Raw genomic sequence first — 13,381 nt, 5'->3', positions numbered from 1 at the left:
TGGGCCGCCCGCGTCGCGCAGAACCGGCCGACGCCGAAGGGCGTACGGCCGGTGGGATCGCGAGTCAGCGCCAGGGCAGCTCGGCGGTCACGGTGGTCGGACCGCCCGCCGGGGAGTTGACGACGAGGATCCCGTCCACCGCGTCGATCCGCTCGGACAGCCCGGCCAGCCCCGAACCGGCGGAGGTGCCGGCCCCGCCCCGCCCGTCGTCCGTGATCTGAAGCATCACCCGGTCCTCGGTACGCCAGACATCGACCTCGGCGGTGCGGGCGCCGCTGTGCTTGCTGATGTTCTGGAGCAGTTCGGAGACGGTGAAGTAGGCGATTCCCTCGATCGCGGGCGCGGGCCGCTGCGGAAGGTCGACGGTCACCGTGACGGGGACGGTGCAGCGGGCCGAGAGCGCGGAGAGGGCCGGGCCGAGGCCGCGGTCGGTGAGGATCGCGGGGTGGATGCCGCGGGCGAGGTCGCGCAGCTCCTGGAGGGCGAGCTTCACCTCGCCGTGGGCCTCGTCGACCATCTTGGCGGCGGCCTCCGGATCCTCCTCCAGCTTCTCCTTCGCCAGGCCCAGGTCCATGGCGAGGGCGACCAGCCGGGCCTGGGCGCCGTCGTGGAGGTCGCGTTCGATGCGGCGCAGATCCGCGGCGGCGGTGTCGACCACCGTGCCCCGGTCCGACTCCAGCTCCCAGACCCGGCTGGCCAGCCGCGACGGACCGAGCAGCCCGGCCACCATGATCCGGTCGACCGAGGTCAGCGCCCGCATCACCCACGGGGTCAGCAGCAGGACCAGCACCCCCACGACACAGGTCGCGGTGATCTCGAACGGGGTGTCCAGATAGAACGCGCGCCCGTGGTCGTCCCCGAAGACCTGAAGGCCCGGCTCGTCCACGTACCGGGGGAAGACCCAGCGCCACAGCGGATAGGTCGCGAAGCCCCAGCCGTAGCAGGTGAAGGCGATCGCGAAGGTGAAGGAGAAGACCGCCCACGGCAGATGGATCAGCGCGTAGATCACATGACGCCAGGAGGTGCCGCTTCTGAGCAGCGCCCCCACCCAGGCGACCGGCCCGCGCCTGCCCTCGCGGCCGCCCTTCCGGCCGAGGACGGGCTCGGGCTCGGCCACGTCCAGCCGCAGCAGCGCACGGGCGCGGGCCCGCTCGACGACGCCGAGCGCCCGGCAGCCCGCGAGGGCGGCGCCGAGCACCGGGACGCCGAGGAAGGTGATCAGCAGCCCGGCGCCGAGCGCGATCATCGTGATCGTGTAGACGAAGGTGAGGATGGCCATCGGCAGGCTGATCACGAGATAGAGGAACTCACGCCAGACCCGGGCCTGGAACGGCGCCTTCAGTGCCGCGGGCACCAGATGGCCACGGGGCTCGGTCCCCGGCTCGTAGGGTCGGTATGCGGTGGCCATCGTCTCGTCCGTCCTCCGGGAGCCTGGTGGGTCACGCGATCCCCGGTGAGGTGGTCGCGTCGTCTGCGTACACCCAAGAGTCCCGGAGCGCGGTCGGCGCGACCATCGGGCGGATCGGCCTCTTCACCGGGGGGTTAGCCCTACCTTCGGGGGCCGGGGGCCTTGCCGGGGGCCGGCTCTGCCTTCCGGCGTCAGCCGGCTGCGGGGAGGGGCGCCCTACCGGGAACGTGCCACCGCCGTGCCCGCCGCCGACCCCGTCCGGTGGCGCCAGGGCAGCTCGGCGGTCACGGAGGTCGGCCCGCCGGGCGGCGAGTCCACCGCGAACAGCCCGTCGACCGAGCCCAGCCGCTCCGTCAGCCCCGCGAGCCCCGTGCCCCCCTCGGTGGAGGCCCCGCCGTGTCCGTCGTCCCGTACCTGGATCAGCAGCCGGTCCTCGGTGCGCCACAGGTCGACCTCGGCGGTGCGGGCGCCGCTGTGCTTGCTGATGTTCTGGAGCAGTTCGGAGACGGTGAAGTAGGCGATTCCCTCGATCGCGGGCGCCGGGCGTTCGGGCAGCTCGACCGTCACCGTGACCGGGACCGTGCAGCGGGCCGAGAGCGCGGAGAGGGCCGGGCCGAGGCCGCGGTCGGTGAGGATCGCGGGGTGGATGCCGCGGGCGAGGTCGCGCAGCTCCTGGAGGGCCAGTTTCACCTCGCCGTGGGCCTCGTCGACCATCTTCGCGGCGGCCTCCGGATCCTCCTCCAGCTTCTCCTTCGCCAGACCGAGCCCCATGGCGAGGGCGACCAGCCGGGCCTGGGCGCCGTCGTGCAGATCGCGCTCGATGCGGCGCAGATCCGCGGCGGCGGTGTCGACCACCGTGCCCCGGTCCGACTCCAGCTCGGCGATCCGCCGCTCCAGCTCATCGGAGGGGAACAGCAGCCCGCGCACCATCGCCCGGTCCACATGCGTCAGCCCCCGGGCGATCCACGGCAGCACCGGCCAGGCGACGAACAGCGAGGTCAGGGTGAGGGCGAAGGTGACCACCGACCAGGGCAGCCGGATCAGGGCGTACAGCGTGGCGCGCCAGCCCACCGGATCCCGCAGACTCGTCCACAACCGGCTGAGGAGGCCGCTGTCCGGCCGGTACGGCAGGGGGCTTGGCTCATCGATGCGCATCGAGAGCAGCGACCTGGCGCGGTTCCGCTCGAGCCGGCCGAGGAGGCGGCTGAAGCGCAGCCCCAGGGCCAGCAGCGGCAGCCCCACCACCGTGACGGACAGCCCCATGCCCACGGCCAGCCAGACCAGCGTGAGCACGAAGCAGACGATGCCCACCGGCAGATTGGCCAGGAGATGGGCGATCTCCTTCCAGGTCTGCGCGGGAAAGGCGAACGCGGGCGGCCGCGGCAGCCGCTCGTCGCCGCGGTCACGGCCGCCGCCGCCGTCGGGGCCGTGGACGGGGGAACTGGAGGTCATGGCAGCAAGACTGCCCGGCCCGGCGGGGGGACCGCCATGGGGGTAGCCCTACCGCATGGCGGACGGGCCGTCCGGGCGGGCGGCGGCAGGGCCTAGACTTCCCGTCCGTACGGATCGTCGAACACGCGAGGTCGACGAGGAGCGGGCAGGGACCACGAGACCAGGGAGCGAGGCGGACGTGCCGGAGGCGACGACCGTACACACCACGAGTGGCGCCGGCGTCCAGCTCGCGGACGGCTACTTCCAGGGCTATGCGGTGGTCGGACTGCTGGCGGCGATCGGCGTGATCTTCGTCGCCGTGGCCTTCGGGGCCGGGCGGCTGCTGCGGCCCGTCGTGCCGACGCCCGAGAAGCTGCTGACCTACGAGTGCGGAGTGGACCCGGTGGGCGAGGGCTGGGCCCACACCCAGGTCCGCTACTACGTCTACGCTTTTCTGTATGTGATTTTCGCCGTGGACTCGATCTTCTTGTTCCCGTGGGCGACGGTCTTCGCGGCACCCGGCTTCGGGGCCGCCACGCTGGTGGAGATGTTCATCTTCCTCGGGTTCCTCGCCGTAGGTCTGCTGTACGCATGGAAGAAGGGCGTCCTGGAGTGGACGTGACACCGAACCCGACGCCGACACCGCCCGCCGCGGCGGTCCCGGCATCGGTCCCCGCATCCGTCCCCGCCTCCGCTCCGGTGGACCTGCCGGAGCCGCGCCGTCTCGGCACGCTGGCCCGGCTGGCTCCCGAGCCGATGAAGGTGGTCCTGAACTGGGGCCGCCGCTACAGCCTGTGGGTCTTCAACTTCGGGCTCGCCTGCTGCGCCATCGAATTCATCGCGGCGTCGATGGCCCGCCACGACTTCATCCGGCTCGGCGTGATCCCCTTCGCGCCGGGGCCGCGCCAGGCCGACCTGATGGTCGTCTCCGGCACGGTCACGGACAAGATGGCGCCCGCGGTCAAGCGGCTGTACGAGCAGATGCCGGAGCCGAAGTACGTGATCTCTTTCGGGGCCTGCTCGAACTGCGGCGGCCCCTACTGGGACTCGTACGCCGTGACGAAGGGCGTCGACCAGATCATCCCCGTGGACGTCTACGTCCCCGGCTGCCCGCCCCGGCCCGAGGCGCTGCTCCAGGGCATCCTCAAGCTCCAGGAGAAGATCGCGCGCGAGTCGCTGGGCGAGCGCTACGGGACGCCGGGGCGCGGTGCCGAATCCACGGCCTCGGGCCGCCCGTCCGCGGCCGCGCTGCGCAGCGGGCTGGTCACGCCTCCGGGGCGGGAAGACACGACATGACCGAGCCGAACGAGCCGAACGAGACGCCGGAGCGGACCGGTGCGGCGCAGGCCGCCGGTGCGGCGGAGCCAGCCGGTGCGGCGGGGCCAGCCGGTGCGGCGGAGGCCGCAGAGGTCGAGCCCGCGGAGGTGGCGCAGCCCACTGCGGCGGCGGAGTCCGCTGCGGCGGCGGAGCCCGCTGCGGTGGCCGCCCCGCCCGTGGGCTGGCTGCCGCGTTCCGCCACCGAGCTGTTCGGCGAGGGCGCCGCGGCGGAGGAGGCGTACGACCTGCTCACCGTCGACGTCCCCGCCGACTCCTGGATCGCGTCGCTGGAGACGGCCCGCGACACCCTCGGCTGCACCTACTTCGACTGGCTGAGCGCGGTCGACGAGCCGGGCACCGGCTTCCGGGTGGCCGCGTACGTCGTCGCCCTCGGCGGGAGCGGGAGCGGGGGTGCGGCCGGGCGCGCGGTGCGCGGTCTGCTGGTGCGCACCACCGTGCCGCACGACGCGCCCGCACTGCCGACCGCGACCGGCGTCTACGCCGGGGCGGCCTGGCATGAGCGCGAGACCCACGAGATGTTCGGCGTCGGCTTCACCGGCCACCCCGGTCTCGCGCCGCTGCTGCTCCCCGACGGCTTCGAGGGGCATCCGCTGCGCAAGGACTTCGTGCTGGCGGCCCGGGTCGTCAAGGCGTGGCCGGGCGCGAAGGAGCCAGGGGAGTCCGAACACGGCGGCCCCAAGCGACGGCAGATGCTGCCGCCGGGCGTCCCGGACCCCAACGAGTGGGGCCCCCTCAAGGGCCAGCTACCCCCCGCCCCGGCCCGCCCGGCCCGCGCCGGCGCCCGCGCCGCGGGCGAGCGCCCCGCCCGCCGCACCCGCACCGCAACGGCTGGCTCGGCGAGTCAGCGCCCGGCGGGCGCGGAGCCAACGGCGGACGCTGCGACTCCGGCGGCTGAACGCCCGCCCCGACGCTCCCGCAGCGTGAGCGAGGGCTCGGCGAGTCAGCGCCCGGCGGGCGCGGAGCCAACGGCGGACGCTGCGACTCCGGCGGCTGAGCGCCCGCCCCGACGCTCCCGCAGTGTGAGCGAGGGCTCGGCGAGTCAGCGCCCGGCCGGTACGGAGCCGACAGCGGACACCCAGCCCCCAGCGGCCGAACGCCCCGCGCCTCGGACGCGATCGTCCGACGCTCCCTGGCATCATGCTCGTCCCGCGCGGGACGAGGACGCCGAGACCCCGCGTGAGCCGGAGGCACCGGAGGCCGAGGGAGACGGGGACGAACGCGGCGGCGAGAAACCGGGCCCCGCCTCCGGCACGCCCGACGCCCCCGAGACCAACTCCGACGATCAGCCAGGAGGCACCGCGTGAACGACGTCCTCGACGTCGCGCTGCGACTGCTCGCCCTCCTGCTCGCCTTTCTCGTACTGCCCCTGCTCGTGGGGCAGACCGAGCACAAGGTCATGGCCCATATGCAGGGCCGCCTCGGGCCGATGTACGCGGGCGGGTTCCACGGTTGGGCCCAACTGGTCGCGGACGGGGTGAAGTTCGCGCAGAAGGAAGACGTCGTACCCACCGGCGCCGACCGGCGGATCTTCCAGCTCGCGCCCGCCGTCGCCCTGCTGCCGTACCTGCTCGTCCTCGTCGCGATCCCGGTCGGCCCCGCCGAGGGGGCCGTCGGCCAGGTCGTGGACGCGGGCATCTTCTTCGTGCTCGCCGTGATGGGCGTCGGGGTGCTGGGTTCGCTGATGGCGGGCTGGGCCTCGGCGAACAAGTTCTCCCTCCTCGGGGGGTTGCGTACGGCCGCCCAGCTCATGGCGTACGAGCTGCCGATGCTGCTCACCGCCGCCTCCGTGGCGATGGCGGCGGGCACGGTCTCGCTGCCCGGCATCCTCGAGGCGTTCGAGTGGTGGTGGGTGCCGTGGCAGATCGTCGGCGGGGTGGTGTTCTTCACCGCCGGTCTCGCCGAGCTTCAGCGCCCGCCGTTCGACGCGCCGATCGCCGACTCCGAGATCATCTTCGGTGCGTACACCGAGTACACCGGGCTGCGGTTCGCGCTCTTCCTGCTCGCCGAGTACGCGGGCATCGTCATCCTGTGCGGGCTGACCACCGTCCTCTTCCTCGGTGGCTGGCACGGTCCGTTCGCCGACGGCCTCGGCTGGCTGTGGACGCTGCTGAAGACGGCCGTCCTCGCCTTCGTCGTGATCTGGCTGCGGGTCAGCTATCCGCGGCTGCGCGAGGACCAGCTCCAGCGGTTCGCCTGGACCTGCCTCATTCCGCTCTCACTGGCCCAGATCGCCCTCACCGGCGTCGTCAAGGTGGTGATCTCCTGATGGGCATCCCCGGATCCGGCCTGGCCAAGGGCCTGGCCGTCACCCTCCGCACGATGACCCGGAAGTCGCACACCGCGCAGTATCCGGACGCGCAGCCCGAGCTGCCGCCCCGTACCCGCGGGGTGATCGGGCTGTTCGAGGAGAACTGCACGGTCTGCATGCTGTGCGCCCGCGAATGCCCGGACTGGTGCATCTATATCGACTCGCACAAGGAGACCGTCCCCCCGGCCGCCCCGGGCGGGCGCGAGCGCAGCCGCAATGTGCTGGACCGGTTCGCGATCGACTTCGCCCTGTGCATGTACTGCGGTATCTGCATCGAGGTGTGTCCTTTCGACGCGCTCTTCTGGTCGCCGGAGTTCGAGTACGCGGAGGAGGACATCCGCGATCTCACCCATGAGCGGGACAAGCTCCGCGAGTGGATGTGGACGGTGCCCGCGCCGCCCGCGCTCGACCCGCGCGCGGAGGAGCCCAAGGAGATCGGCGCCGCCCGTAAGGCCGCCGACAAGCTCGCGGCCGCGGAGGCCGCGGCCGCCGCCGAGGCCGCGCAGGCCGAGACGGAGCGCGCCTCCGACACCAGCGACGGGACCAACGGGCCCAACGCCGGCGACGGGCCCAGCGCCGGCAGCGGGGCCGACAGGCCCAACCGCACCGACGGATCCGACGGAAACGGAGCCGCCACGTGAGCCCCGCGGTCCACCTGGCCGCCACCGGCCACGGGTTCCTGTCGCCGTCCGGCGTCGAGATCGCCTTCCTGCTGGTGGGCATCGCGACCCTCGGCGCGGCCGTCCTGACCGTCACCACCAAGCAACTGGTGCACGCCGCCCTCTGGCTGGTGGTGGCGCTCGGCGGCATCGCCGTGGAGTACCTCCTGCTCACGGCGGAGTTCATCGCCTGGGTGCAGGTGCTGATCTACGTCGGCTCCGTCGTCGTCCTCCTCCTCTTCGGGCTGATGCTCACCAAGGCGCCCATCGGCCCCTCCCCGGACGCCGATTCGGGCAACCGCCCGGCCGCGCTCGCGGTGGCCGTGGCCGCCGCGGGCCTCCTGGTGTGGGTGGTCGTGGACGCCTTCCGGACCACCTGGATCGAGCTGGACAAGGGCGTCCAGGGCTCCACCGCCGTCTCCGGTGAGAGCCTCTTCCGCCACTGGGTGCTGCCGTTCGAGGCGCTGTCCGTGCTGCTCCTCGCCGCGCTCGTCGGCGCGATCGTCCTGTCCCGTAAGACCGCCGAACCGCGGGACGCCCAGAGCGGCAAGGAGAAGCGCTGATGCACCTCGCCTACCCCGCCGTGCTCGCCGTCCTCCTCTTCTGCACCGGCCTGTACGGCGTCCTCGCCCGCCGCAACGCGATCCTGGTGCTGATGTCGGTCGAGCTGATGCTCAACGCCGTCAACCTCAACCTCGTCGCCTTCGATGTCTGGCTCCGCGACACCCTGCACGCGGGCCAGGCCCTGACCCTCTTCACCATCGCCATCGCCGCCGCCGAGATCGGCATCGGCCTCGCCATCGTCCTCCTCGTCCACCGCAACCGCGGCACCGCCGACGTCGACAAGCTCCGGGACCTGGCCGACCCCCCGTCGGACGGCCAGGACCCGATGGACGACAGCATGGCAGCCCCCACTGACAACGACGCCGACCAGGCACGACGCGCCCGGAGGCAGACCGCGTGACGACCACGACCGCCGCCGTTCTCGTCCCCCTCCTGCCCTTCCTCGGCGCCGTCGCCGGGCTGCTGCTGGGCCGCCGCGCCCCCGGTTTCGTCCGCCCCCTCGCGGTGCTGCCGACCCTCGCCGCGGCCGGGCTCGCCGTGCTCGTCGCCGTACGGCAGGGCGGGGGAGCGGGCGGCGGTACGGCCCCGCTCACCGCCGCGACCCGGCTCGCCGACACCGGCTCGGTCCCCATCGATCTCGCCCTCCAGGTCGACGGCTTCGCCGCCCTGGTCGCGGTCCTCGTCTCCGTCGTCGCCTGCTGTGTGCAGATCTACTCGACCGGCTATCTGCGGGACGACCCCCGCTACCCCTCCTACGCCGCGCTCGTCTCCCTCTTCACCGCCGCGATGCTCCTGGTCGTCTACGCCGACGACCTGATCGTGCTGCTCGTCGGCTGGGAGATCATGGGCATCTGCTCGTACTTCCTGGTGGGCCACTACTGGGAGACCGCGGCCGCGCGCTCGGCGTCCCTGAAGGCGTTCCTGGTCACCAAGCTCGGCGACGTCCCGTTCCTGATCGGCATCTTCGCGCTCGCGGGCGACACCGGCACGTTCCGGATCAGCGAGATCCACACCCGGCTGACCTCCGAGACCGCCGGGGTGCCGCTGGACCACCCCACCCTGATCGCGCTGCTGCTGCTGGCCGGGGTCGCGGGCAAGTCCGCGCAGTTCCCGCTGCACACCTGGCTGCCGGACGCGATGGCCGGCCCCACCCCGGTCTCCGCGCTGATCCACGCGGCCACCATGGTCGCCGCCGGTGTCTTTGTCGTGGCCCGGCTGCTGCCCGTCTTCGCCTCCTCCGCCGCCGCGCTCGCCGTCCTGGCCGCCATGGCGGCCGTGACGATGGTCGGCTCGGCGCTCGCCGCGCTCGCCCAGGACGACATCAAACGCGTCCTCGCCTACTCGACCGTCGGCCAACTCGGCTATATGACGGGCGCGCTGGCCGTCGACGACCGCGGCGCCGCCGTCTTCCACCTCATCACCCACGGCGCGTTCAAGGCGCTGCTCTTCCTCGGCGCGGGCGTGGTGATCCACGCCGCGGGCAGCAACTCCCTCGCGGCCATGTCCCGGATGAGCGGCCTGGCCCAGCGCATCCCCGACGCCTTCTGGACGATGACGGTCGCGCTGCTCGCGCTCGCCGCCATCCCGCCCTTCGCGGGCTTCTTCTCCAAGGAGGCTGTCCTCGGCACCGCCGAGCACGCCGCGACCGGCCACACCCCCGGCGTCCCCGAGGGCGTCGGCTGGACCGTGCTCCTCGCCGGACTCCTCACCGCGCTCCTCACCGCCGGATACGCGGCCCGGCTGTGGCTGCTCGCCTTCCGCGGCCGGGGCGAACCCGTCCCCGACCACGGCAAGCAGCCGGTGGCCATGAACGCCGTCCTATGGGCGCTGTTCATCCCCACCGCCGCCCTCGGCCTCGCCTACGGCACGCTGCCCGACTGGTTCGACGGCGAGACGCTCACCCCGACCCTCACCACCTCCGTCCTCGGCACCGGGCTGGCCCTGGTCGGCGCCCTCGTCATGTACGGCGCGTGGCGGCACAGCTCGGCCCGGGCCGCCCGCATCCCGCTCGGCGCGGTGGCCGCCCACCCCGAAGCCGCCGACGCCGTCTCCGAGGCCGAGGCCATCGCCACCCACGAGGCGGCCTACGGCTCCATCGCGGGCGCCAGCGACCCCGCCGACCCCGGGCGGCTGCTCCTGGGCCCGCTGCACCGCCACGCGGCCGTCGGCTTCCACCTCGACGCCGTCTACAGCGCCCTGTTCGTCCGGCCCGTGGCCGCCGCCGCCCGGCTCGTCCGCTTCCTCGACCGCGAGGTCGTCGAGACGTACGTACGCGGCGCGGGCGGTGCGCCCCGGCTGCTCGGCGCGGCCGTCCGCCGCGCCCAGACCGGCAATGTGCAGACCTACCTCGGCGCGCTGCTCGCGGGCTCCCTCGTCCTGGCCGTGGCCGCCGTCCTCGTCGCAGCGGGAGCCTGACCCGTGAACCACACCGTCCAGCAACTCCTCCTCGCCGCTCTGGTCGTGCTCCCCCTGCTCGGCAGCGCCGCCGCCCTGCTCCCGGCCCCGCCCGGGCTGCGCGGCCGCGGACCCGACCAGGCCGTACTGCGCCACGGCGTGACCGTCACCGCAGTGGTGCTCGCCGCCGCCATCGCGCTGGCCGCCGGATTCGACCACGACCACCCGGCCAGGATGCAGGCCCAGACGGACATCGGCTGGATCCCGGCGCTGGACATCCGCATCCACCTCGGCGTGGACGGCGTCTCGCTGCCGCTGCTCGTGCTGACCGCGCTGCTGACCTTCCTCAGCGCGCTCTACGCCTACTTCAACCGGCCCGCCGGGCCGTCCCCCAGGGCCTTCGTCGCGCTGCTGCTGCTCCTCGAGTCCGGCACCCTGGCCAGCTTCGCGGTGCTGGACCTGATGCTGTTCTTCCTGGCCTTCGAGATGGTCCTCATCCCGATGTACTTCCTCATCAACCGGTGGGGCAGCGGCGAACGGGAGCGCGCCGCCTGGCGGTTCATCCTCTACACACTGCTCGGCTCCGTCGTCATGCTGCTCGGCCTCCTCCTCGTCGGACTCAAGGGCGGCACCTTCGACATGGTGGCACTCGCCACCGACAAGGGCTCCGGGCTCAGCCACACCACCCAGTTGACCGCGGCCCTCGCCATCATCGTCGGACTCGCCGTCAAGGCCCCCATGTGGCCGCTGCACAGTTGGCTGCCCGACGCCCACACCGCCGCCCCCACCGTCGGCTCGGTGCTGCTGGCGGGCGTGCTGCTCAAGATGGGCACCTACGGGCTGGTCCGCATCGTGCTGCCGATGACCCCCGGGGCGGCCCACACCTACGCGCCCTACCTCGCCGCGTTCGCCGTGGTCGGCATCATCTACGGATCCCTCGCCTGCCTCGCCCTGGCCCTCCCGTCTCCCACCACCACCCTCAACGGAGGCTTCGCGCCTTTTGAACGCAGCGGCGCCAAGGGCGACCTCAAGCGGCTGATCGCCTACTCCTCCGTCGGCCATATGGGCTTCGTACTGCTGGGCATCGCGACCCTCACCCCCACCGGCGTGAACGGCGCGCTCTTCGCCAACATCGCCCACGGCCTGATCACCGGGCTGCTCTTCTTCCTCGTCGGCGCCCTCAAGGACCGCTCCGGCACCACCGACCTCGACCAGCTCGCGGGCACCAGCGGCGCCGCCCTGTACGGCAGGGCGCCGCGCCTGGGCGGACTGCTCGCCTTCGGCGCCGTGGCCTCCCTGGGGCTGCCCGGACTCGCCGGGTTCTGGGGCGAGATGCTCGCCATGTTCGGCGCCTTCGACCCCGCCGACGGGCTCAGCCGCCCGGCGTATCTCACCTATATGGCGCTCGCCGGCTTCGGCACCCTGCTCACCGCCGCCTACATGCTCATCGTCGTACGGCGCGTCTGCATGGGCGACCATCCGATCGAGCCCCGCGTCGGGACCGAGCCCGAGCGGCCCGCCCTCGCCGACGTCCACGGCCATGAATTCGCCGCCTGGAGCCCCCTGGTGGTCCTCACCGTCCTCGCCGGACTGTGGCCCGCGGCCCTCCTCGGCCTCACCGACCCGGCCGTGCAGCAGCTCCTCGCGGGAGGCAACCGATGACTGCGAACGCCACGAGCCTGGCCACCAGCCTCGTCCAGTCCGTCGACTGGCTCGCCGTCGCACCGCCCACCATCGCGGCCCTGGCCGGCCTCGCCGTCCTCGTCGCGGACCTCTTCCTGCCCGAGCACAGGAAGCATCTGCTGGGCTGGGGAGCGATAGCGGGACTGGCCCTGGCCGCACTCGCCCTGCTGCCGCTGCTGGACGGCGACCGCTCCACCTTCTGCCTGACCAGCGGCGCCCACGCGTGCAGCTACACGGCCGACACCTTCGCCCTCGTCATCCAGTTCCTCGTGCTCGGCGGGGCGCTGCTCACCGGGCTGCTGTCCTTCAGCGCCCTCGACGATCTCAAACTCCCCGCGGGCGAGTTCTGGTTCCTGCTGCTGTCCTCCGCCGCCGGGGCCGCCCTGCTGCCCGCCTCCCGCGATCTGGCGACCCTGGTCATCGCCCTCGAAGTGGCCTCGCTCCCGGCCTTCGCCCTGGTGGGCCTGCGCCGCGGCGACCGCCTGTCCTCCGAGGCCGCGCTGAAGTTCTTCCTCTCCTCGGTCACCGCGACCGCCGTGATGCTGCTCGGCGTCAGCTTCGTCTACGCCGCCACCGGCAGCCTCCATCTGACCCGGATCGCCGACGCCCTCACCCATGTCGACCCGCGGCTCGACACGCTCGCCCAGGCGGGCGTCGTGCTCACCCTGGTGGGCTTCGCGTTCAAGACCGCCGCCGTGCCCTTCCACTTCTGGGTGCCCGACACCTACGTCGGCGCCCCCGTGCCCGTCGCGGCGTATCTATCGGTCGTCGGTAAGGCGGTCGGGTTCTCCGGCCTCATCCTGGTGACCGTCCTCGCCTTCCCCTCCTACGCCGATGTGTGGGGCCCGGCCGTCGCCGTCCTGGCCGCCCTCACCATGACCGCGGGGAACGCCGCGGCACTGCGCCAGCGCCCCGAGCGCGCCTTCAGCGCCGTACGGCTGCTCGCCTGGTCCTCCGTCGCCCAGGCGGGCTATCTGCTGGTCCCGATCGCCGCGGCCGGCTACGCCGACTCGGCCAAGGACGCCTCCCGCGCCATCGGCTCCACCGTCGCGTACGCCCTGATGTACGCGGCCGTGAACCTCGGCGCCTTCGCGGTGGCCGCCCTGGTGGCCCGTACCAGCCCGGCCAACCGCCTCACCGACTACCGCGGGCTGTACGCGGCCCGCCCGGCCGCCGCCCTGGCACTCGGCTTCTTCCTGCTGTGCCTGGCCGGGCTGCCCCCGGGCGTCATCGGGCTCTTCGCCAAGGTGACCGTCTTCTCGGCGGCCGTGGACGCGGGGCTGGGCTGGCTCGCGGTGGTGATGGCGCTCAACGTGGTCGTGGCGCTCTACTACTACCTCCAGTGGACGGCGGTGCTCTTCCGCGCACCCGAGCCCGCCGCAGGGGCGGAGCCCGCACCCGCGGACGGGGCGGCCGCCGCCCGCCCGCGCGCCGTTCCCCTTACGGCCGCCATCGGCCTCACCGCGGTCGTCGGCATCGCCCTGTCCGGCGCCCCGCAGCTCGTCCTGCGGTTCGCCTCGGACACCCTGCTGTAACCGCTCCCGCGACCGCCGCACCGGCCGCGCGATCCGTCGCCACCGGCCGCGCGACCTGTCG

12 protein-coding genes are annotated in these 13,381 nt (G+C 73.1%); 10 read left to right on the top strand and 2 right to left on the bottom strand.

The window, feature by feature from the left end:
• Positions 1–64: 64 nt before the first annotated feature.
• Together ACK1X7_RS23335 and ACK1X7_RS23330 are read right to left on the bottom strand one after the other, a co-directional pair.
• Positions 65–1,408: a sensor histidine kinase gene (locus tag ACK1X7_RS23335; protein WP_413115595.1), complete on the bottom strand. Its 1,344-nt coding sequence runs from the start codon at positions 1,406–1,408 to the stop codon at positions 65–67.
• 216 nt (positions 1,409–1,624) lie between these two features.
• Entirely contained in the window at positions 1,625–2,860 is a 1,236-nt protein-coding gene (locus ACK1X7_RS23330; protein ID WP_390794421.1) for a sensor histidine kinase, read from the bottom strand.
• A 178-nt stretch (positions 2,861–3,038) separates the two neighbouring features.
• Between ACK1X7_RS23330 and ACK1X7_RS23325 the strand changes: the two genes are divergently transcribed.
• Genes ACK1X7_RS23325 through ACK1X7_RS23280 form a run of 10 tightly spaced genes read left to right on the top strand, consistent with a single transcriptional unit; the run spans position 3,039 to position 13,320 of the window.
• On the top strand, positions 3,039–3,461 hold the full coding sequence (locus tag ACK1X7_RS23325; RefSeq protein ID WP_059149010.1) for an NADH-quinone oxidoreductase subunit A: 423 nt from the start codon (positions 3,039–3,041) through the stop codon (positions 3,459–3,461).
• On the top strand, positions 3,452–4,135 hold the full coding sequence (locus ACK1X7_RS23320; protein WP_385138388.1) for an NADH-quinone oxidoreductase subunit B: 684 nt from the start codon (positions 3,452–3,454) through the stop codon (positions 4,133–4,135). The genes ACK1X7_RS23325 and ACK1X7_RS23320 overlap by 10 nt, the downstream gene beginning before the upstream one ends.
• Positions 4,132–5,481, top strand: coding sequence for an NADH-quinone oxidoreductase subunit C (locus ACK1X7_RS23315; RefSeq protein WP_413115594.1), 1,350 nt, complete (start codon positions 4,132–4,134; stop codon positions 5,479–5,481). The genes ACK1X7_RS23320 and ACK1X7_RS23315 overlap by 4 nt, the downstream gene beginning before the upstream one ends.
• Complete coding sequence (locus tag ACK1X7_RS23310; protein ID WP_208515729.1) at positions 5,478–6,443, top strand: complex I subunit 1/NuoH family protein; 966 nt, start codon at positions 5,478–5,480, stop codon at positions 6,441–6,443. The genes ACK1X7_RS23315 and ACK1X7_RS23310 overlap by 4 nt, the downstream gene beginning before the upstream one ends.
• Positions 6,443–7,126: a NuoI/complex I 23 kDa subunit family protein gene (locus ACK1X7_RS23305; RefSeq protein ID WP_413115593.1), complete on the top strand. Its 684-nt coding sequence runs from the start codon at positions 6,443–6,445 to the stop codon at positions 7,124–7,126. Before ACK1X7_RS23310 ends, ACK1X7_RS23305 begins: the two co-directional genes overlap by 1 nt.
• Positions 7,123–7,707: an NADH-quinone oxidoreductase subunit J family protein gene (locus ACK1X7_RS23300; protein ID WP_382954119.1), complete on the top strand. Its 585-nt coding sequence runs from the start codon at positions 7,123–7,125 to the stop codon at positions 7,705–7,707. Before ACK1X7_RS23305 ends, ACK1X7_RS23300 begins: the two co-directional genes overlap by 4 nt.
• Entirely contained in the window at positions 7,707–8,108 is a 402-nt protein-coding gene (gene nuoK, locus ACK1X7_RS23295) for an NADH-quinone oxidoreductase subunit NuoK (RefSeq protein ID WP_059149004.1), read from the top strand. The genes ACK1X7_RS23300 and nuoK overlap by 1 nt, the downstream gene beginning before the upstream one ends.
• Positions 8,105–10,123, top strand: coding sequence for an NADH-quinone oxidoreductase subunit L (locus ACK1X7_RS23290; RefSeq protein WP_413115592.1), 2,019 nt, complete (start codon positions 8,105–8,107; stop codon positions 10,121–10,123). Before nuoK ends, ACK1X7_RS23290 begins: the two co-directional genes overlap by 4 nt.
• Before the next feature lie 3 nt (positions 10,124–10,126).
• Entirely contained in the window at positions 10,127–11,764 is a 1,638-nt protein-coding gene (locus tag ACK1X7_RS23285; protein ID WP_385138378.1) for a complex I subunit 4 family protein, read from the top strand.
• Positions 11,761–13,320, top strand: a complete 1,560-nt coding sequence (locus ACK1X7_RS23280) for an NADH-quinone oxidoreductase subunit N (RefSeq protein WP_385138376.1) — start codon at positions 11,761–11,763, stop codon at positions 13,318–13,320. The genes ACK1X7_RS23285 and ACK1X7_RS23280 overlap by 4 nt, the downstream gene beginning before the upstream one ends.
• The last annotated feature ends 61 nt before the right edge of the window (positions 13,321–13,381 follow it).

It is taken from the genome of Streptomyces sp. CY-1 (assembly GCF_047218265.1).
Taxonomy (GTDB): Bacteria; Actinomycetota; Actinomycetes; order Streptomycetales; family Streptomycetaceae; genus Streptomyces; species Streptomyces niphimycinicus.
The sequence above is the reverse complement of the archived record's forward strand: the minus strand, read 5'-3'. Positions and strand labels throughout refer to the sequence as shown.